Here is an 18,764-nt window from a genome sequence, read left to right on the forward strand (position 1 = left end):
CCCGGCGACGCCGGGCTTGCGATCGCCGCGCAGGAGTGGATCGCGCACGATCCCGACCCGGCGACGGCCGCCGAGCTCGCCGCCTGCGGCCCCGACGAACTGGCCGCACGCTTCGCCCACCCGCTGAGGTTCGGCACCGCGGGGCTGCGCGGCCCGGTGCGCGGCGGACCCGACGCCATGAACGTGGCGGTGGTGTCGCGCGCCACCTGGGCGGTGGCCCGGGTGCTGGGCGGGCGCGGCCTGGCCGGCTCGAACGTGATCGTCGGGCGCGACTCCCGGCACGGCTCCGCCGTCTTCGCCACCGTCACCGCCGAAATCCTTGCTGCCCAGGGATTTTCGGTGACGCTGCTACCCGGTCCGGTTCCCACGCCGGTGGTGGCGTTCGCCGTGCGCCGCACCGGCGCCGCCGCCGGGATACAGATCACCGCGTCACACAACCCGCCGACCGACAACGGCTACAAGGTCTACACCGACGGCGGCATCCAGATCGTCTCCCCCACCGACCGCGAAATCGAGGCCGCGATGGCCGCGGCTCCCCCGGCCGACGAAATCGACCGGGCGCCCGTGCAACCCGCCGCCGGCGACCTGGTCGAGCAGTACATCGGGCGGGCGGCCGGCGTGCGGCGCGGCACCGGCTCGGTGCGGGTGGCCCTGACCCCGCTGCACGGGGTCGGCGGCGTGGTGGCCGTGGAGGCGTTGCAGCGCGCCGGCTTCGAGCAGGTGCACACCGTGGGAGCGCAGTTCGCGCCCGACCCCGACTTCCCCACCGTCGCCTTCCCCAATCCCGAGGAGCCCGGCGCCGCCGACGCGCTGCTCGCCCTCGCGGCCGACGTCACCGCCGACGTCGCGATCGCGCTGGATCCCGACGCCGACCGCTGCGCGGTCGGCATCCCCACCGAATCGGGATGGCGAATGCTGTCCGGGGACGAAACCGGTTGGCTGCTGGGCGATTACATCTTGTCGCATATCCCCGATCCGCGGACGGCGGTGGTGGCCAGCACCGTGGTGTCGTCGCGGATGCTGGCGGCGATCGCGGGCCACCACGGGGCCACCCACGTCGAAACCCTCACCGGCTTCAAGTGGCTGGCCCGCGCCGACGCGAACGTGCCCGCCGGCACCCTGGTGTATGCCTACGAGGAGGCCATCGGGCACTGCGTCGACCCGGAGGCCGTGCGCGACAAGGACGGCATCAGCGCCGCGGTGCTGGTGTGCGACCTGGTGGCCGCGCTGAAGGACCAGGGGCATGCGGTGACCGACGCGCTCGACGACCTCGCCCGGCGACACGGCGTGTACGACGTCGCCGCGGTGTCGCGCCGCGTCGCCGACCCCGCCGAGGCCGCCGGACTGATGCGGCGGCTGCGGGCGACACCACCGCAGACGCTGGCCGGCTTCGGCGCGACCCTCACCGATATCACCGACGCGCTGATCTTCACCGGCGCCGACGGGGACACGTCGGTCAGGCTGGTGGTGCGCCCTTCGGGGACCGAGCCGAAGCTGAAGTGCTACATCGAGGTTCGCTGCGCGGTGACCGGGGACCTGCGCGAGGCGCGGGGGCGCGCCCGCGCGTTGCGCGACGAGCTGGTGTCGGCGGCGCGGCAGCTCTAGGGGCTAGCGTGGCCCGTACTGGCGGTCGCCCGCGTCGCCGAGACCCGGCACGATATAGGCGTTCTCGTTGAGCCCGTCGTCGACCGCCACGGTGAACAGCCGCGCGTCGGGCGCCGCTTTCTCAAGCGCGGCAATGCCTTCCGGGGCGGCCAGCGCACACAACACCGTGATGTCGGTGGCGCCGCGGGCAAGCAGCAGCCCGACGGTGTGCTTCAGCGACCCGCCCGTGGCCAGCATCGGATCCAGCACCAGCACCGGCAGGCCGGAAAGCTGGTCGGGCAGCGACTCGAAATATCCACTCGCCTGATGGGTTTCCTCGTTGCGGGCGACGCCGACGAATCCGACCCGGGCGTGCGGCAGCAGCGCAAGCGCCTGATCGACCATGCCCAACCCGGCCCGCAACACCGCGACCAGCAGGGGCGGCTTGGCCAGCCGCTCACCGAGAGCTTCGGCCAGCGGCGTGTGCACCGGGAAGGTCTCTCGGGGCGCGTCGCGGGTGGCCTCGTAGAGCAACATCGCGGTCAAATCACGCAACGCAGCCCGGAATCCGTCGTTGTCGGTGCGCTTGTCGCGCATCGTCGTCAGCCGGGCGACCGCCAGCGGGTGATCGACAATGCGCACCTCCACGAGGTTCGACCCTATATAACGATCCGGCCGCGATTCGTTAACGCCCCGCCGAAACGGCCCGCGTCGGGGTCTCCGGCGCGCGGGGCCTACCCGTATGCTCCCGTGGTGCTGAGCGGAATCGCGGGGGCAACCCGCTTGGTCGGCAGGGTATTTCGGGCACTCGCGCTCCTCGGCGCGGCGGCCGTGCTGGGGCTGGCGGCCAGCCCGCCGGCCCCCCAGATAATTTTTGCGACCGGGGCGCTTCCGCAGCCGGCGCACATCGTGATCGTGGTGGAGGAGAACCGCTCGGCGGCCAACATCATCGGCAACAGGTCGGCGCCCTTCATCACCGCGCTGGCCGCGGCCGGCGCGAACATGACCCAGTCGTACGCCGAAACACACCCGAGCGAACCGAATTACCTGGCGCTGTTCGCCGGCGACACCTTCGGGGTGACCAGCGACCGGTGCCCGGTCAACGCCGGCGCCGCGCCCAACCTGGGTTCGGAACTGCTGGCCGCGGGTTACACGTTCGCCGGCTTCGCCGAAGGCCTGCCCGCGGTCGGCTCCCCGGCGTGCACCGCCGGCAAGTACGCGCGCAAGCACGTGCCGTGGGCCAACTTCACCAACGTCCCGGCGGGGAATTCCCTGCCGTTCTCGGCCTTCCCGATGGGCAACTACGCCGCCCTGCCCACCGTGTCGTTCGTCATCCCGAACAACGACGACAACATGCACGACGGCTCCATCGCGCAGGCCGACGCCTGGCTGAACCGCGAGCTGTCCGGCTACGCCAACTGGGCCGCGGCCAACAACAGCCTGCTGATCCTGACGTTCGACGAGGACGACGGCGGCAGCCGCAACCAGATCCCGACGATCTTCTACGGGGCCCACGTGCGCCCCGGCAGCTACAGCGAGCAGATCAACCACTACAACGTGCTTTCCACGATCGAGCAGATGTACGGGCTGCCCAAGACCGGCCACGCGGCCGGCGCGCCGCCGATCACGGATATCTGGGGCTAGTTCGCGGCCACATCCGATCGCCCGATTCCTTACTCGCGCCGTCCCAGCGCTCGCCGTCACCGGGCCACATCCGATCGCCCTGTTCCTTACTCGCGCCGTCCCGGCGCTCGCCGTCACCGGGCCAGCCGGGCCAGCCGCGCCGGGCGCCTTCCCCGGTCGTCGCTATTGTGTGCCGCATGGCTGCTGACCTCGTGCCCATCCGCCTGAGCCTGTCCGACGGTGACCGCTACACGGTGTGGGCACCCCGCTGGCGCGACGCCGGCGACGAGTGGGAGGCGTTCCTGGGCAAAGACGAGGACCTGTACGTGTTCTCCTCCGTCGCCGACCTGGTCGCCTTCGTGCGCTCCGACACCGACAACGACCTGGTCGACCACCCGGCGTGGAAGGACCTGACCGCCGCGCACGCGCACAAGTTCGCACCGGCCGAGGACCAACAGTTCGACCTGGTCGCGGTGGAGGAGCTGGTATCGGAGAAGCCGACCGAGGAGTCGGTGGCCGGGCTGGCCCGCACGCTGGCGGTGGTCTCGTCCATCGGATCGGTGTGCGAGCTGGCGGCGGTGCTGAAGTTCTTCAACGGCAACCCGACGCTGGGCACGGTGTCGGGGGGGATCGACCACTTCACCGGCAAGGCCGGCCTCAAGCGCTGGAACGCGATCGGCGAGATCATCGGGCGCGGCTGGGACGACGTGCTCAGCGCGATCGAGGGCATCGTCGCCACGCCCGAGGTCGACGAGAAGCTGTCGACCAAGGCCGCCGACGAACTCGCCGAGGAGCCCGACGAGGAAGACGCCGAGGGCGTCGAGGGGACCGAAGCCGCCGCCGAGGACACCGAAGACGTCGAGGAGGCGGACGAGTCCGAAGAGGGCGCCGACGAGGAGGACGGCGACGAGCCGCGCGCGGCCGGTGACACCGTGATCCTGGGCAGCGACGAGGATTTCTGGCTGCAGGTGGGCATCGACCCGATTCGGATCATGACAAGCTCGGGCACCTTCTTCACGCTGCGCTGCTACCTGGACGACCGCCCGATCTTCCTGGGCCGCAACGGGCGCATCAGCGTGTTCGGCTCGGAGCGGGCGCTGGCCCGCTACCTCGCCGACGAGCACGACCACGACCTGGCCGACCTGAGCACCTACGACGACATCCGCACCGCCGCCACCGACGGTTCGCTGGAAGTCAGGGTCACCGAGGACAACATCTACGTGCTCAGCGGGCTCGCCGACGACATCGCCGACGGTCCCGACGCCGTGGACCGCGACCAGCTGGAGCTGGCCGTCGAGCTGCTCCGCGACATCGGCGACTACTCGGAGGAGAGCACGGTCGACAAGGCGCTCGAGCCGGGCCGCCCGCTGGGCAAGCTGGTGGCCTACGTGCTCGAGCCCGGGTCGGTCGGCAAGCCCGCCGCGCCGTACGCCCCGGCGGTACGGGAGTGGGAGAACCTGGAGCAGTTCGTCGACGGGCGGCTCCGCAGAGAATAGGCCCGCGTTTGACGGGCCGGTGAGTCTCCTCTTTACTGGCGGGTGTCGCTTCCCGGGATAGGCCCGTTACCGCTGTACGGCTTTCAACGCCCGGGCATGCTGTTGTTCGGTTTGCTCCCGCTGGCTCTGCTCGCGGTGTACGTCCTGGTGCAGTCCCGCCGCCGGCGCAGGCTGCGCCGGTTCACCGAGGCGGACGTGCCGCAGTCGCCGACGCGGCACATCCCGATCGCCGTCTCGCTGCTCAGCCTGATCCTGCTGACGATCGCGCTGGCCACACCCACCCACGACATGCGCATCCCGCGCAACCGGGCGGTGGTCGTGCTGGTCATCGACATGTCGCAGTCCATGCGGGCGACCGATGTCCCGCCCAACCGGCTCAAGGCCGCCGAGGAGGCGGCCACCCAGTTCGCCACCCAGCTGACGCCGGGCATCAACCTCGGGCTGGTCGGCTTCGCGGGGACGCCGTACCTGCTGGTGCCGCCCACCCCGCAGCACCAGGCGACCATCGATGCGCTCAAGAAGCTCGACTTCGCCGACAGCACCGCCACCGGCGAGGCCATCTTCACCGCCCTGCACGCCGTCAGCGCCACCGCCATCACGGGGGGCGACACCCCGCCGCCGGCCCGCATCGTGCTGCTGTCCGACGGCAAGGAGAACAAGCCGACCAACCCCAGCGACCCGCATGACGGGGCCTACACCGCGGCGCGGCTGGCCCGCGACGAGGGGGTGCCGATCTCGACCATCTCGTTCGGCACCAAGACCGGGGAGATCGAGATGGACGGGCAGCGGGTCGCCGTCCCGGTCGCGACGGACCAGATGAAGATGATCGCCAAACTCTCCGGCGGGCAGTCCTACACCGCCGGCAACCTCGCCGAGCTCTCCAAGAGCTACAACGCCATCGAGAAGGACATCGGCTACCGCACCGTGCCCGGCCCGGGCAGCGCCGGCTGGTTGCGCCTGGGGGTCCTCACCGCCCTGATCGCGACGGCGCTGGCGCTGCTGATCAACCGGCGGCTGCCGGTCTGACCGCTCAGGAGGGCAGCCGGCGGTTCAGGACCAGGCCGGCCAGGATGGCGCCCGCCATGGCCGCGGCGCCCAGCAGCATCCAGGCCAGGCTGGCGTCGCCCTTGACGGTCTCGTAGCCGATCTGGCGCTGCAGGGTCGAGTAGACGTTCTTCAGCGACTCCAGGCTGTCCGCGTGGAACGACTCGCCGCCGGTGATATCGCAGATCTTCTGCAGCGTCTGATCGTCGACGGGGACCGGAATGGTCGCGCCCTCGTACTCGACGGTGCCGTACGGCGTCCCGAACGAGATCGTCGAGATCTGCACGCCCTCGGCCTTGGCGGCGCGGGCGGCGGTGAAGGCGCCCTGCGGGGCGTTGGGGTCCAGCGGCACGTTCTCGGCGCCGTCGGACTCAAGCACGATACGCGCCGGCGGTGGGCCCTCGCCGCCACCCATCACCGAGCCCACCGTCGCGATCGCCTGCAGCGCCGTGAAGAGCCCTTCACCGGTCGCGGTCTTGGGGGCCGGTTTGAGGCTGTCGATCGCCGCCTTCACCGCCTGCCGGTTGGTCGTCGGCGAGACCAGCAGCGAGGCGTTGGCCGCGAACTCCACCAGCCCCAGGTTGATCGCGGGGGTGAGCTCGTCGGCGAATTGCTTGCCCGCCACCTTGGCCGCGGTCAGCCGGTCGGGCGCGACGTCGTTGGAGGCCATGGATTCCGACACGTCGATCACCAACACGACGACCGCCCGGTTCAGCGGGATCCGGACATCGGAGGTCGGCCCGGCCATCGCGGTGGTCAGCAGGACCAGCGAGGTGGCCAGCAGGATCGTCGGTAGGTGCCGCCACCGGCTGGGATGCGCCGGCGCGACCCGCTCCAGCACCTCCATGTTGGCGAAGCGCAGCACCCGCCGGCGGCGGGCGAACTGCAGCACGACGTAGATGCCCAGGACCAGCAGGACGGCCAGCAGGAACAGGAAGAACCACGCGTTCTGGAAGCCGGTGACCGACACGGGGCCCAGCAGGGGCAACTTCATGTCCAGCCACACTATGCGCCCGGTGTGGAAGGCGCACGGCCCGCCGGATCAGCCGGCGACGAGGTCGCGGCGCTGCGTGAACTTGATGTCGAGGCTGCGCAGGTGGGTCTGCAGCCCGGCGTCCTGGATGGGGATTAGGTGCGCGGGGTGGTCGGTCTCGTTGTAGTGGGCGTGCCACATGCCCGGCGGGGTGGTGAAGGCGCAGCCGGCCCGCCAGTCCACCCGGGTCGGATCGACGATGTCGCCGCGCTCGTCGAGCCGGGTGCCCAGCAGCGTGTAGCAGCCGTCGGCCGGCGCGTCGAGGATCAGGTCGAGGGCGACCGACTGGTGCCGGTGCGGGCGCTGCACCTGGTTGGGGGGCAGCACGCCGAACATGGCCCACAACACGTGGGTGATGGTCAGGGTCTGTTCCTGGTTGGCGTTGGCCAGCAGCACGCTGACCCGGCTTTTCTCGTTGGCGCCCGGCCGGGAGGCGATCTCCTCCAACTTGGCGACGGCATCCGTTCGGCGGAACTTGGTCGCACGGAACCGCGGCCGGGTGGCGTCGGCACCCAGGTAGCGCATGAGCGGCTCGTCGTGCACCCAGTACATGGCCGTGTCGGCGGCCGCGTAGAACACCGAGTGGGTGCCCGCGGGCAGGGTCAGGAAGTCACCCTTCTCCCACTCGACGAGGTGGCCGTCGACCGCGGCGAAGCCCCGGCCGTAGAGCACGTAGTACAGCTGCGAGGTGGCGTTGGGGCTGGTGTCGATCTGTTCGCCCGGACGGATGCGCAGGAAGTTGGCCAGCAGCGCGGGGCTCGTCGCCGCACCGGTCTCGATGCGCAGCTCCTTGGACAGGTCGAGCGGGATCACGCCGGTCGGCTGGCCGGTGTAGACATCCGGATCGAAGCGGGTAATCGGCACCTGCGGGACATGTCCCGAGCCGATGGGGTTGGCGGCTTTGGAGTACTCGAAGTACTCCGCGTCCTCGGCCCAGTCCTGGAAGCGGCCTTCGAACCCGTACTCGGCCACGTTGATCATCGGGGCGGGAATCGTCGGATCGAGGTTCGGGGTCAGGGCTTGTTCCGTGCCGGGCATTTCGCGTCTCCTTCGCACTGCTCGAGCGCTTCCTGAGTGCATCTCATGTCTTTCTCGTATCTATCTTGTATCTCAGTTGGCCCGGTTGTCAATGCCACCACGGAAGATGTCCCGATATCCGCCGGCCGAGGCCGCGGCACGGGTACCGTCACCACACTGCTGGGATACGACTGAGCTACAGGAAGGGCTGCGGTGGCAACGGGTGAGCCCCGGGCGGGCACAGCAAAGGACCGCGCGCTGGATTACGTCAAGACGCGGGTGCTCACCGGCGCGTTCCCCGGCGGGGAGTTGATCAGCGAGGGCGACGTCGCCACGGCGCTGGGGATGTCGCGCACACCGGTGCGGGAGGCGTTCCTGCGACTGGAGGCCGAGGGACTGCTGCGGCTGTACCCCCAGCGCGGCGCCCTGGTCGTCCCCGTGTCGCCCGACGAGGTCCGGTCGGTGATGGAGGCGCGCCTGGTGCTGGAGCAGTTCGCCGCGACCAAGGTGGTGCGCCGCGGAGCTGCCGCATGCGCCGCCGTTTTCGAGCGGTTGTCGGGCGAGCTGGAGCGGCAGCGGACCGCCGTCGACCGCACCGATTGGCCCGAGTTCCTCGATGCCGACCGCGCCTTCCACGCCATCACGCTGGCCGAGTCGGGGAACGCCATCTTGTCGGGTTTCTATGCCTCGCTACGCGATCGGCAGATGCGGATGATCGGCGAGTCGTCGCTGCGCGACCCCGACCGGGTCACGACGATCCTGGCGGAACACCGCGCCATCGCCGAGGCGCTGCGTGACGGCGACGGCCCGCGGGCGCTGGAGGCGGTGCAAACCCACTTGCTCAGCACGGTGCGCGCCATCGGACTCGCCGCCGACGCGATCTGACGTCCGCGCGAATTGTGTTAGAAGTCGGTCTCTTAGGGGAAATCCCTGTCGAAGATGGCGCCCACCCCGGGAGCCGCTATGACAGGAGCTGAAATGGTCGGATCCATCATCCTCGCCATCATCGTGGGCGCGATAATCGGTGTCGTCGCCCGTCTGGTGATGCCGGGCAAGCAGAACGTCGGCATGATCATGACCGTCGTGATCGGCGCCGTAGGCGGCTTGATCGGCTCGGCGGTGGCCAGCCAGTTCGGATATCACAATGCCAACGGTGGCATCGCGTGGATTCCGTTTTTCATCGGAGTCGCCGCAGCTGTCGTCCTCATCGCCCTCTACGAGGCGCTGACGGGTCGCCGCACCGGCACGCGGCTCACCCGCTGAGCCGAAAGCTGCGCCGCTCGCCTGCTTTTCGGGTGAGCGGCGTCAGCCTGCGATCAGCACCGCGTAGCGCGGCTTGATGACGTCGTCGATAATGGCCAGCCGCTCGTCGAACGGCAGGAACGCCGACTTCATCGCGTTGATGGTGAACCGCTCCAGGTCGCTCCACCCGTAGCCGAAAGCCTGCACCAGCCGGTGCATTTCGCGGCTCATCGAGGTATCGCTCATCAGCCTGTTGTCCGTGTTGACGGTGACCCGGAACCGCGTTCGGGCCAGCAGGTCGAACGGATGGTCCGCGATGCTTTTCACCGCACCGGTTTGCACGTTGGAGCTGGGACACAGCTCCAACGGAATTCGCTTGTCCCGCAAGATGGACGCCAGCCTGCCCAACCTGACCTCTCCGTCGGCGAGGACGTCGATGTCGTCGACGATGCGCACCCCATGGCCCAGGCGGTCGGCACCGCAGAACGCGATCGCCTCGTGGATGGAGGGCAGCCCGAACGCCTCACCCGCGTGAATGGTGAAGCGCGCGTTGTGGTCTCGCATGTACTCGAAGGCGTCCAGGTGCCGCGTCGGCGGGTTGCCCGCCTCCGCGCCGGCGATGTCAAAACCCACAACTCCTTTGTCCCGGAACCGAATCGCCAGCGCGGCGATCTCCCGGGACACCGCGGCGTGGCGCATGGCGGTGACCAGCAGCCGCACCACGATCGGCCGGCCCGCGGCGGCGCAGGCCTTCTCACCGTCGGCGAAACCGGCCAGCACGGCGTCGACGATCGCGTCGAAGGACAGCCCACGGTCGATGTGCAACTCGGGCGCGAACCGGACCTCGGCGTAGACGACGGAGTCGGCGGCCAGGTCCTCGACGCACTCGTAGGCGACCCGGTGCAGCGCGTCGGCCGTCTGCATCACCGCCACGGTGTGCGAGAACGGCTCCAGGTAGCGCTCCAGCGAGCCGCTGTGCGACTGGGTGCGAAACCAGGTGGCCAGCTCGTCGACGTCGCTGGTGGGCAGCCCGTCGTAACCGGTCTGTTCGGCGATCTCCACCACGGTCGACGGGCGCAGCCCCCCGTCCAGGTGGTCGTGCAACAGCGCCTTGGGCGCCTTGGCGATCTGCTCGAGGCCCAGTGGCGTGGTCACGTGACGATCCGATCGATGATCAGCGGCCGCGAGGCCGGCGGTGTGTCGCCCACGCTGTAGCCGCCGTCCAGCTCGGCCAGTGCGGCGCCGAAGCGCTCCGGGGTGTCGGTGTACAGGGTGAACAGCGGCGCACCGGCCGAGACCGGCTCGCCGGGGCGGCGGTGGATCCGGATGCCGGCGCCGGCCTGCACCCCTTCGCCCGGACGGGACCTGCCCGCGCCGAGCCGCCATGCCGCCAGCCCCACTGCCATCGCGTCGATATCGCCCATTGTGCCGCCCCGGGCCGCGGTCACGGTCTCGGAATGCGCACCGATCGGCAACGGAACCGACAAATCGCCGCCCTGGGCGGCGATCAGCCGGCGGAATCGGTCCATCGCGGTGCCGTCGCACAGCGTGTCGGCGGGGTCGCGGGCGTCGACCCCGGCCAGCTCGAGCATCTCGGACGCCAGCCGCAGCGTCAGCGCCACCACGTCAGGCGGCCCGCCGCCGGCCAGCACCTCCAGCGACTCGGCGACCTCGAGGGCGTTGCCGACCGTCGCGCCGAGCGGGCCGTTCATGTCGGTCAGCAGCGCGTGGGTGGGCACCCCGTGCGCGACGCCCAGCTCCACCATGGTGTGGGCCAGCTCGCGACACCGCTGCGGTGAGCGCAGCAGCGCCCCGGAGCCGACCTTCACATCGAGCACCAGCGCGCCCGCCCCCTCGGCCAGCTTCTTGCTCATCACCGAGCTGGCGATCAGCGGTAACGACTCGACGGTGGCGGTGACGTCGCGCAGCGCGTACAGCTTGGCGTCGGCCGGCGCCAACTCCCCGGCGGCGAAGATGGCCGCGCCGACGTCGCGAAGTTGGTCGCGCACCCGCCGGTTGGACAGCGTGGCGGAAAACCCGGCGATGGACTCCAGCTTGTCCAGCGTGCCGCCGGTGTGCCCGAGCCCGCGCCCCGACGCCTGCGGCACCGCGGCGCCGCAGGCGGCGACGACGGCCACCAGCGGCAGGGTGATCTTGTCCCCCACTCCCCCCGTGGAGTGCTTGTCCACGGTGGGCGTGCCCAGATCGCTGAAGTCGAGCCGGTCCCCGGACGCCAGCATCGCCGCCGTCCAGCTGGCGGTCTCGCCGCGGTCCATGCCGCGCAGGAAGATCGCCATCAGCAGCGCCGACATCTGTTCCTCGGCGACCCGGCCGTGGGTGTAGGCGTCGACGACCCACTCGATGGCGGCGTCGGACAGCCGGCCGCCGTCACGCTTGGTGCGGATCACCGTCGGCGCGTCGAAGCCCAAGTCGGTCAACGGGGTTCCCGCGGCAGGTCGGCGGTGAACGCGTCGGGCAGCAGGTCGCCGAGGCGGCGCGGGCCGTCCGGATGGTCGATCAGCAGCTCGGGGCCGCCGTGCTCGAGGAGCAACTGGCGGCAGCGCCCGCACGGCATCAGCGGCGATCCCCGCCCGTCGACACAGGCCAGCGCGATCAGCCGGCCACCGCCGGTCGTGTGTAGGGCGCACACCACACCGCATTCGGCACAGAGACCAAGGCCATATGAGACGTTCTCCACATTGCAGCCGGTGATCACCCGCCCGTCGTCGACCAGTGCGGCCGCTCCCACCGGGAACCGGGAGTAGGGCGCGTAGGCCCCCGCCGCAGCACCGATCGCCTTGTGGCGCAGCGCGTTCCAGTCGACATCAGGCATACCCAACCCCGTTCAAAACCCGGCTCACCGACGGGCTCGTGCGACTGCCACCCTAACTCTGGCACGACGCTTCGCCTCGCGGACTGTTCGGCACGGGCCGTCCTTCGGCCGGGTTAGGCTGAACTGCCCTAACGATGTCAGAAGGCGGTGAGGACTGGGTGACCACACAGGCGACAACCGCGGATCCGGCAAGAGAATCTGCGCCCGCGCGTAAGCGGCGACCGCCCCGGACGCTGTATCGGGGCGACCCGGGCATGTGGTCGTGGGTGTTGCATCGCATCAGCGGCGCGACGATCTTCTTCTTCCTGTTCGTCCACGTGCTGGACGCCGCGATGCTGCGGGTCAGCCCGCAGACCTACAACGCGGTGATCCACGACTACCAGACCCCGGTCGTCGGCCTGATGGAGTACGGGCTGGTGGCCGCGGTGGTATTCCACGGGCTGAACGGGGTCCGCGTCATCCTCATCGACTTCTGGTCCGAGGGCCCCCGCTACCAGCGGTTGATGTTCTGGATCGTCGGCGTCGTCTTTTTGCTGCTCATGGTTCCGGCCGGCGTGGTGACCGGGATCCACATCGCCGAGCACCTGCGATGAGCTCCCCCGACCTGCAGCTCGGCCGGGGCCAGGTGGCACCGGTGCTTCAGCGCAGCCACGACCGGCCGCCCAGCCTGGACAACCCGCGCTCGCCGCGGCGCCGGGCCGGCATCCCCAACTTCGAGAAGTTCGCGTGGCTGTTCATGCGGTTCTCCGGCGTCGCGCTCATCGTCCTGGCCGTCGGCCACCTGTTCATCATGCTGATGTGGGACGACGGCGTGTACCGCATCGACTTCAACTACGTGGCGCAGCGCTGGGCTTCGCCGTTCTGGCAGTTCTGGGATCTGGCGTTGCTGTGGCTGGCGCAGCTGCACGGGGGCAACGGGCTGCGCACCATCATCGACGACTACAGCCGCAAGGACAGCACCCGGTTCTGGCTCAACAGCCTGCTGCTGTTGTCGATGGGGTTCACGTTGGTGCTCGGCACCTACGTGCTGGTGACATTCGACCCGAACATCGGAGGCTGACCAGGTGATCTCCCACCACCGATACGACGTCGTCATCGTCGGCGCCGGCGGTGCCGGCATGCGCGCGGCGGTGGAGGCCGGTCCGCGGGTCCGGACCGCGGTGTTGACCAAGCTGTACCCGACCCGCAGCCACACCGGCGCCGCCCAGGGCGGGATGTGCGCGGCGCTGGCCAACGTCGAGGACGACAACTGGGAATGGCACACGTTCGACACCGTCAAGGGCGGCGACTACCTCGCCGATCAGGACGCGGTGGAGATCATGTGCAAGGAAGCCATCGACGCGGTGCTCGACCTGGAGAAGATGGGGATGCCGTTCAACCGCACCCCCGAGGGCCGCATCGACCAGCGCCGGTTCGGCGGGCACACCCGCGAACACGGCAAGGCCCCGGTGCGCCGGGCGTGCTACGCCGCCGACCGCACCGGCCACATGATCCTGCAGACCCTCTACCAGAACTGCGTCAAGCACGACGTGCAGTTCTTCAACGAGTTCTACGCGCTGGACCTGGTGCTCACCGAGACGCCGAGCGGGCCGGTGGCCACCGGCGTGGTGGCCTACGAGCTGGCCACCGGCGAGATCCACGTCTTCCACGCCAAGGCCGTGGTGATCGCCACCGGCGGTTCGGGCCGGATGTACAAGACCACCTCCAACGCCCACACCCTCACCGGCGACGGCATCGGCATCGTCTTTCGCAAGGGACTTCCGTTGGAGGACATGGAGTTTCACCAGTTCCACCCGACCGGCCTGGCCGGCCTGGGCATCCTGATCTCCGAGGCCGTCCGCGGCGAGGGTGGCCGGCTGCTCAACGGCGAGGGCGAGCGTTTCATGGAGCGCTACGCCCCGACCATCGTCGACCTGGCGCCCCGGGACATCGTCGCCCGCTCGATGGTGCTCGAGGTCCTGGAGGGCCGCGGCGCCGGCCCGCACAAGGACTACGTCTACATCGACGTGCGCCACCTGGGCGAGGACGTGCTGGAGGCCAAGCTGCCCGACATCACCGAGTTCGCCCGCACCTACCTCGGTGTGGACCCGGTGCACGAGCTCGTCCCGGTGTACCCGACGTGTCACTACGTGATGGGCGGCATCCCGACCACCGTGACCGGACAGGTGTTGCGGGACAACACCTCCACGGTGCCGGGCCTGTACGCGGCGGGCGAGTGCGCGTGTGTGTCGGTGCACGGCGCCAACCGGCTGGGCACCAACTCGCTGCTGGACATCAACGTCTTCGGCCGCCGGGCCGGCATCGCCGCCGCCAACTACGCGCGCGGGCACGACTTCGTCGCCATGCCACCGAATCCGGAGGCGATGGTCGTCGGCTGGGTGGGCGATATCTTGAGCGAGCACGGCAACGAGCGGGTGGCCGACATCCGCAGCGCGCTGCAGCAGTCGATGGACAACAACGCCGCGGTGTTCCGCACGGAGGAGACGCTCAAGCAGGCGCTGACCGACATCCACGCGCTCAAGGAGCGGTACTCCCGAATCACCGTGCACGACAAGGGGAAACGCTTCAACAGCGACCTGCTGGAGGCCATCGAGCTGGGCTTCCTGCTGGAGCTGGCCGAGGTCACGGTGGTGGGCGCGCTGAACCGCAAGGAGTCCCGCGGCGGGCACGCCCGGGAGGACTACCCCAACCGCGACGACGTCAACTACATGCGTCACACGATGGCCTACAAGGAAATTGGGGCCGACAAGCAGGGCCCCGACCTGCTGAGCGACATCGCGCTGGACTTCAAGCCCGTCGTGCAGACCCGCTACGAGCCCAAGGAACGGAAGTACTGATGTCTGCAGGCGAAGCTGTCGAACCCCGCGTCGAGCCGCCGTCCCCCGCAAGCGGGAGGGACCCCCACCCGCCCGTCCCCGAGGGCGCGGTGCTGGTGACCCTCAAGATCGCCCGCTTCAACCCCGACCAGCCCGACGCCTTCGCGGAAACCGGCGGCTGGCAGAGCTTTCGGGTGCCCTGCCTGCCCAGCGACCGACTGCTCAACCTGCTGATCTACATCAAGAGCTACCTGGACGGGACGCTCACCTTCCGGCGCTCGTGCGCCCACGGAGTGTGCGGTTCGGACGCCATGCGCATCAACGGCGTCAACCGGCTGGCCTGCAAGGTGCTGATGCGCGACCTGCTGCCCCAGAAGAAGGGCAAGCAACTCACCATCACGGTGGAACCGATCCGTGGCCTGCCGGTCGAGAAGGACCTGGTGGTGAACATGGAGCCGTTCTTCGACGCCTACCGCGCGGTGAAGCCCTACCTGGTCACCAGCGGCAATCCGCCCACGCGGGAACGCATCCAGAGCCCCACCGACCGCGCCCGCTACGACGACACCACCAAGTGCATCCTGTGCGCGGCCTGCACCACCAGTTGCCCGGTGTTCTGGCACGAGGGCAGCTATTACGGCCCGGCGGCGATCGTCAACGCGCACCGGTTCATCTTCGACAGCCGCGACGAGGCCGCCGCCGAGCGCCTCGACATCCTCAACGAGGTGGACGGCGTGTGGCGGTGCCGCACCACGTTCAACTGCACCGAGTGCTGCCCGCGCGGCATCCAGATCACCAAGGCCATCCAGGAGGTCAAGCGCGCGCTGATGTTCACGCGCTGACCGGGCGCGGGGTCAACCCCGTCGCCACCATGAAACGATCCGCGAAGTTGATATCGCGGGTGATATCGAGTTCGAAACTCGCCTATTCGTCCGGGAAGCCCGTCACACTTTGCCGCCCCGTCTCGTCTTCAGGGGTATGACACAGAAAACCCGCATCGAGCCCCTGCCCCCCGAGCGCGCCGGGCTGCTGACCCGCGCCATGTACCGGATCGCCAAGCGGCGCTACGGCCAGGTTCCCGAACCCTTCACCGTGGCCGCCCACCACCGCAAGCTGATGGTGGCGAGCGCCGTGCACGAGACGATGATCGACCGCGCGTCCACGCGGCTGCCAGTCGGCGTGCGCGAGCTCGCGGTGCTGTGGACCGCGCGCAGCATCGGCTGCTCCTGGTGTGTGGACTTCGGGTCCATGCTGCAGCGCCTCGACGGCCTCGACGTCGAGCGACTGAAAGAGATCGACAACTACGCCGCCTCAACGGCGTTCACCGACGACGAGCGCGCCGCCATCCGCTACGCCGACGCGATGACCACCGATCCGCACACCGTCACCGACGAGCAGGTCGCCGACCTGCGGGCGCGCTTCGGTGACGCCGGGGTGATCGAGCTGACCTACCAGATCGGCGTGGAGAACATGCGGGCCCGGATGAACACGGCGCTGGGCATCACCGAGCAGGGCTTCAGCTCCGGCGACGCCTGCCGCGTGCCGTGGGCCGGCGAGGCCGCAGCGGAGAGCCGGTGAACTTGTCCGGGTTGGCGATATCCCAAAGGGCGCAGACCTTTCCGTCGCGCACCGTCAGCGCCGTGATCCGCGGCAACATCTCGCGATAGCCGTCGGAGGCGGGACAGCCGGCCGTGTAGATGCCGAGTTCGCCGTTGACCAGCCCCAGCTGGTACGAGGTGAACATCGCCGGTCCGTAGCGCTGCGCCAGGCCCAGCATGAACCGCACCACTTTGTCCGGGCCGTGGATGACCTGAACGGCCGTGGGCGCCTTGCCATTCGAATCGCCGGTGAACGTGACGTCGGGATGCAGCAGCGAGACCACCGTGTCCAGGTCGCCGGCGGCCATGGCGGCCATCAGCCGGCCGACCACCTCGTCGTGCGACGGGTCGGGCTTGGGGGGCGGTTGGGCCGCAACCGCCTTGCGGGCCCGCGAGGCCAGCTGACGGGCGCCGGCCGCACTGGTGCCCAGCACGCCCGCCACTTCGGCGAAGGGCACCGCGAACCCGTCGTGCAGGACGAACGCGACCCGCTGATCCGGCGACAGACGTTCCAGCACCACCATCGCCGCGAACCGGGCGTCCTCGCGGGAAACCACGGCCGACAACGGATCGGCGCCGTCGAGGCGGGTGACCACCGGCTCGGGCAACCAGTTGCCGGTGTAGGTCTCGCGCCGGTGCGCGGCCGAGCGCAACTTGTCCAGCGCCAGCCGGCTCACCACGGTGGTCAGCCAGGCCCGCAGGTCGGTGATGTCGGCGTCCTGTCCGTCCCAGCGCAGCCAGGCGTCCTGCACGATGTCCTCGGCGTCGGCCACCGTGCCGGTGAGCCGGTAGGCGACCGCCATGAGGTGCGGCCGCAGGGCTTCGAATTGTGAGACCTGTTCGGTCCCGGTCATATCGCGAGCCTAGCGCGGCTAGGCTCACGGTCGAGATGACAGATCACCTGTGGCTGCACTTCGCCCGACACGGCGCCGGCATCACGCCGCCCGTCATCGTCCGCGGCGACGGCGTGCGGATCTTCGACGACCGCGGCAGGAGCTACCTCGACGCGCTGTCCGGGCTGTTCACGGTGCAGGTTGGCCACGGCCGCGCGGAACTCGCCGAGGTCGCCGCGCGGCAGGCCGGCACGCTCGCGTACTTCCCGCTGTGGGGGTACGCGCACCCGACGGCGGTCGAGCTCGCCGAGCGCCTCGCGCAGTACGCCCCGGGGGACCTGAACCGGGTGTTCTTCACCACCGGCGGCACCGAGGCGGTCGAGACGGCCTGGAAGCTGGCCAAGCAGTACTTCAAGCTGACCGGCAAACCCGGTAAGCACAAGGTGATTTCACGTTCGATCGCTTACCACGGCACCACGCAGGGCGCCCTGGCGATCACCGGCCTGCCGTCCTACAAGGCGCCCTTCGAACCGGTGACGCCGGGCGGCTTCCGGGTGCCCAACACGAACTTCTACCGCGCACCCGACCCGTTCGGCAACGACCCCAAGGCATTCGGGCAATGGGCCGCCGACCGGATCGCCGAGGCGATCGAGTTCGAGGGGCCGGCGACCGTCGCCGCGGTGTTCCTGGAACCGGTGCAGAACGCGGGCGGCGCCATCCCGCCTCCCCCCGGCTATTTCGAACGGGTCCGCCAGATCTGCGACTCCTACGACGTGCTGCTGGTCTCCGACGAGGTGATCTGCGCGTTCGGCCGGATCGGGTCGATGTTCGCCTGTGACGACTTCGGCTACGTGCCCGACATCATCACCTGCGCCAAGGGCCTGACGTCGGGCTATTCGCCGCTGGGCGCGATGATCGCCAGCGAGCGATTGTTCGAGCCGTTCAACGACGGCGTCACCGTCTTCCCGCACGGCTATACCTTTGGCGGGCACCCGGTTTCGACGGCCGTGGGGCTGGCCAACCTCGATATCTTCGAGCGCGAGGGCCTCAACGACCGGGTCAGGCAACACGCGCCCGCCTTCCGCGCCACGCTGGAGAGGCTCTACGACCTGCCCATCGTCGGCGACGTCCGCGGCGAGGGCTACTTCTACGGCATAGAACTGGTCAAGGACAAGGCGACCAAGGAAACGTTCAGCGATGCCGAGTGCGAGCGGCTGTTGCACGGCTACGTCTCACCCGCACTCTTCGAGGCGGGCCTGTACTGCCGCGCCGACGACCGCGGCGATCCCGTCGTGCAGGTGGCGCCGCCGCTGATCAGCGGCCAGGACGAGTTCGACACCATCGAATCCGTCTTGCGGGACGTGCTCGGGGAAGCGTCCCGGCGGCTCTAGGCGCGCTTCACCGCGTCGGCCGCGACCAAAACCTCCCGGGAATGCGCGGCGGTGGGGCTGGCGACCATCCGCGAAACCGAGTTGCACAGCCATGTGAGCGCTTCGCGCAGGCCGGCGTCGGAGGCGGCGTCACGATGCTGCCGCAACTCGGCGAGCACGCCCTCGAGGCCGGAGCGGCGCACCTGCGTCGCCTTCTCGACCTCCTTGAGCAGCTGTGGCAGCGATCGCGGAGCGTCGCGGGTCCGCCGTAGGCGGGA

General features: G+C 69.6%; 19 protein-coding genes and 1 pseudogene. 12 read left to right on the forward strand and 8 right to left on the reverse strand.

Going from position 1 to position 18,764, the window contains the following annotated elements:
- The first annotated feature begins 21 nt into the window (after positions 1-21).
- The gene (locus U8D42_RS16715; RefSeq protein WP_322860133.1) at positions 22-1,605 is read left to right on the forward strand and encodes a phospho-sugar mutase; all 1,584 of its coding nucleotides are present in this window, start codon (positions 22-24) and stop codon (positions 1,603-1,605) included.
- Positions 1,606-1,608: 3 nt separating this feature from the next.
- Here U8D42_RS16715 and upp read toward each other — a convergent pair whose 3' ends face one another.
- Positions 1,609-2,232, reverse strand: a complete 624-nt coding sequence (gene upp, locus U8D42_RS16720) for a uracil phosphoribosyltransferase (protein ID WP_085241721.1) — start codon at positions 2,230-2,232, stop codon at positions 1,609-1,611.
- Between the two features lie 105 nt (positions 2,233-2,337).
- On the opposite strand from upp, the gene U8D42_RS16725 reads away from it, so the two are divergent.
- The 3 genes from U8D42_RS16725 to U8D42_RS16735 all read left to right on the forward strand — a co-directional run bounded on the left by U8D42_RS16725 (position 2,338) and on the right by U8D42_RS16735 (position 5,729).
- A complete protein-coding gene (locus U8D42_RS16725) occupies positions 2,338-3,228 on the forward strand; it encodes an alkaline phosphatase family protein (protein ID WP_322859610.1) in 891 nt (296 codons plus the stop codon).
- Positions 3,229-3,404: 176 nt separating this feature from the next.
- Positions 3,405-4,703, forward strand: coding sequence for a protein export chaperone SatS (gene satS / locus U8D42_RS16730; RefSeq protein ID WP_322859609.1), 1,299 nt, complete (start codon positions 3,405-3,407; stop codon positions 4,701-4,703).
- A gap of 42 nt (positions 4,704-4,745) precedes the next feature.
- Positions 4,746-5,729: a VWA domain-containing protein gene (locus U8D42_RS16735; protein WP_085241723.1), complete on the forward strand. Its 984-nt coding sequence runs from the start codon at positions 4,746-4,748 to the stop codon at positions 5,727-5,729.
- Between the two features lie 4 nt (positions 5,730-5,733).
- Here U8D42_RS16735 and U8D42_RS16740 read toward each other — a convergent pair whose 3' ends face one another.
- Complete coding sequence (locus U8D42_RS16740; RefSeq protein WP_322859608.1) at positions 5,734-6,741, reverse strand: VWA domain-containing protein; 1,008 nt, start codon at positions 6,739-6,741, stop codon at positions 5,734-5,736.
- Between the two features lie 48 nt (positions 6,742-6,789).
- Positions 6,790-7,818, reverse strand: a complete 1,029-nt coding sequence (locus tag U8D42_RS16745) for a cupin (RefSeq protein ID WP_085241724.1) — start codon at positions 7,816-7,818, stop codon at positions 6,790-6,792.
- Positions 7,819-8,010: 192 nt separating this feature from the next.
- On the opposite strand from U8D42_RS16745, the gene U8D42_RS16750 reads away from it, so the two are divergent.
- A complete protein-coding gene (locus U8D42_RS16750) occupies positions 8,011-8,682 on the forward strand; it encodes a GntR family transcriptional regulator (RefSeq protein WP_085241725.1) in 672 nt (223 codons plus the stop codon).
- Between the two features lie 93 nt (positions 8,683-8,775).
- Positions 8,776-9,060, forward strand: a complete 285-nt coding sequence (locus U8D42_RS16755) for a GlsB/YeaQ/YmgE family stress response membrane protein (RefSeq protein WP_085241726.1) — start codon at positions 8,776-8,778, stop codon at positions 9,058-9,060.
- A gap of 42 nt (positions 9,061-9,102) precedes the next feature.
- On the opposite strand, the gene U8D42_RS16760 is transcribed toward U8D42_RS16755, so the two are convergent.
- From U8D42_RS16760 to U8D42_RS16770, 3 genes are read right to left on the reverse strand one after another with little or no spacing between them, the layout of a single operon-like run.
- Positions 9,103-10,194, reverse strand: a complete 1,092-nt coding sequence (locus U8D42_RS16760) for an adenosine deaminase (protein WP_085241727.1) — start codon at positions 10,192-10,194, stop codon at positions 9,103-9,105.
- The gene (locus U8D42_RS16765; protein ID WP_322859607.1) at positions 10,191-11,477 is read right to left on the reverse strand and encodes a thymidine phosphorylase; all 1,287 of its coding nucleotides are present in this window, start codon (positions 11,475-11,477) and stop codon (positions 10,191-10,193) included. The genes U8D42_RS16760 and U8D42_RS16765 overlap by 4 nt, the downstream gene beginning before the upstream one ends.
- Positions 11,474-11,872: a cytidine deaminase gene (locus U8D42_RS16770; RefSeq protein ID WP_085241729.1), complete on the reverse strand. Its 399-nt coding sequence runs from the start codon at positions 11,870-11,872 to the stop codon at positions 11,474-11,476. The genes U8D42_RS16765 and U8D42_RS16770 overlap by 4 nt, the downstream gene beginning before the upstream one ends.
- Before the next feature lie 254 nt (positions 11,873-12,126).
- On the opposite strand from U8D42_RS16770, the gene sdhC reads away from it, so the two are divergent.
- The 5 genes and pseudogenes from sdhC to U8D42_RS16795 all read left to right on the forward strand — a co-directional run.
- Positions 12,127-12,465, forward strand: a complete 339-nt coding sequence (gene sdhC, locus U8D42_RS16775; RefSeq protein ID WP_322860132.1) for a succinate dehydrogenase, cytochrome b556 subunit — start codon at positions 12,127-12,129, stop codon at positions 12,463-12,465.
- A complete protein-coding gene (locus U8D42_RS16780) occupies positions 12,462-12,932 on the forward strand; it encodes a succinate dehydrogenase hydrophobic membrane anchor subunit (RefSeq protein ID WP_085241731.1) in 471 nt (156 codons plus the stop codon). The genes sdhC and U8D42_RS16780 overlap by 4 nt, the downstream gene beginning before the upstream one ends.
- A gap of 4 nt (positions 12,933-12,936) precedes the next feature.
- Positions 12,937-14,709 carry a succinate dehydrogenase flavoprotein subunit gene (sdhA, locus tag U8D42_RS16785; protein WP_322859606.1) on the forward strand — a complete coding sequence of 591 codons (1,773 nt, stop codon included), beginning with the start codon at positions 12,937-12,939 and terminating at the stop codon, positions 14,707-14,709.
- Positions 14,709-15,527 carry a succinate dehydrogenase iron-sulfur subunit gene (locus U8D42_RS16790; RefSeq protein ID WP_322859605.1) on the forward strand — a complete coding sequence of 273 codons (819 nt, stop codon included), beginning with the start codon at positions 14,709-14,711 and terminating at the stop codon, positions 15,525-15,527. Before sdhA ends, U8D42_RS16790 begins: the two co-directional genes overlap by 1 nt.
- 112 nt (positions 15,528-15,639) lie before the next feature.
- A pseudogene (locus tag U8D42_RS16795) lies at positions 15,640-16,263 on the forward strand (carboxymuconolactone decarboxylase family protein); the annotation flags it as partial.
- Here the strand turns inward: U8D42_RS16795 and U8D42_RS16800 are convergent.
- Positions 16,202-17,137, reverse strand: coding sequence for a sigma-70 family RNA polymerase sigma factor (locus U8D42_RS16800; RefSeq protein WP_322859604.1), 936 nt, complete (start codon positions 17,135-17,137; stop codon positions 16,202-16,204). The pseudogene U8D42_RS16795 and the gene U8D42_RS16800 sit on opposite strands and share 62 nt — an antisense overlap.
- Before the next feature lie 35 nt (positions 17,138-17,172).
- On the opposite strand from U8D42_RS16800, the gene U8D42_RS16805 reads away from it, so the two are divergent.
- Entirely contained in the window at positions 17,173-18,507 is a 1,335-nt protein-coding gene (locus tag U8D42_RS16805) for an aspartate aminotransferase family protein (protein WP_208859433.1), read from the forward strand.
- Here U8D42_RS16805 and U8D42_RS16810 read toward each other — a convergent pair.
- Positions 18,504-18,728 (reverse strand): hypothetical protein, encoded by a 225-nt coding sequence (locus U8D42_RS16810; RefSeq protein ID WP_322860131.1) that lies wholly within the window; start codon positions 18,726-18,728, stop codon positions 18,504-18,506. The two genes, U8D42_RS16805 and U8D42_RS16810, sit on opposite strands and share 4 nt — an antisense overlap.
- Between the last annotated feature and the right edge of the window lie 36 nt (positions 18,729-18,764).

The organism is Mycobacterium europaeum, from assembly GCF_034555895.2.
Taxonomy (GTDB): Bacteria; Actinomycetota; Actinomycetes; order Mycobacteriales; family Mycobacteriaceae; genus Mycobacterium; species Mycobacterium europaeum.

Bases quoted from the DNA above. Each gene is read 5' to 3' on its own strand.
- satS (WP_322859609.1), top strand. From the start codon at position 3,405: ATGGCTGCTGACCTCGTGCCCATCCGCCTGAGCCTGTCCGACGGTGAC.
- U8D42_RS16740 (WP_322859608.1), bottom strand. From the start codon at position 6,741: ATGAAGTTGCCCCTGCTGGGCCCCGTGTCGGTCACCGGCTTCCAGAAC.
- U8D42_RS16745 (WP_085241724.1), bottom strand. From the start codon at position 7,818: ATGCCCGGCACGGAACAAGCCCTGACCCCGAACCTCGATCCGACGATT.
- U8D42_RS16755 (WP_085241726.1), top strand. From the start codon at position 8,776: ATGGTCGGATCCATCATCCTCGCCATCATCGTGGGCGCGATAATCGGT.
- U8D42_RS16770 (WP_085241729.1), bottom strand. From the start codon at position 11,872: ATGCCTGATGTCGACTGGAACGCGCTGCGCCACAAGGCGATCGGTGCT.
- sdhC (WP_322860132.1), top strand. From the start codon at position 12,127: ATGTGGTCGTGGGTGTTGCATCGCATCAGCGGCGCGACGATCTTCTTC.
- U8D42_RS16780 (WP_085241731.1), top strand. From the start codon at position 12,462: ATGAGCTCCCCCGACCTGCAGCTCGGCCGGGGCCAGGTGGCACCGGTG.
- U8D42_RS16790 (WP_322859605.1), top strand. From the start codon at position 14,709: ATGTCTGCAGGCGAAGCTGTCGAACCCCGCGTCGAGCCGCCGTCCCCC.
- U8D42_RS16800 (WP_322859604.1), bottom strand. From the start codon at position 17,137: ATGACCGGGACCGAACAGGTCTCACAATTCGAAGCCCTGCGGCCGCAC.
- U8D42_RS16805 (WP_208859433.1), top strand. From the start codon at position 17,173: ATGACAGATCACCTGTGGCTGCACTTCGCCCGACACGGCGCCGGCATC.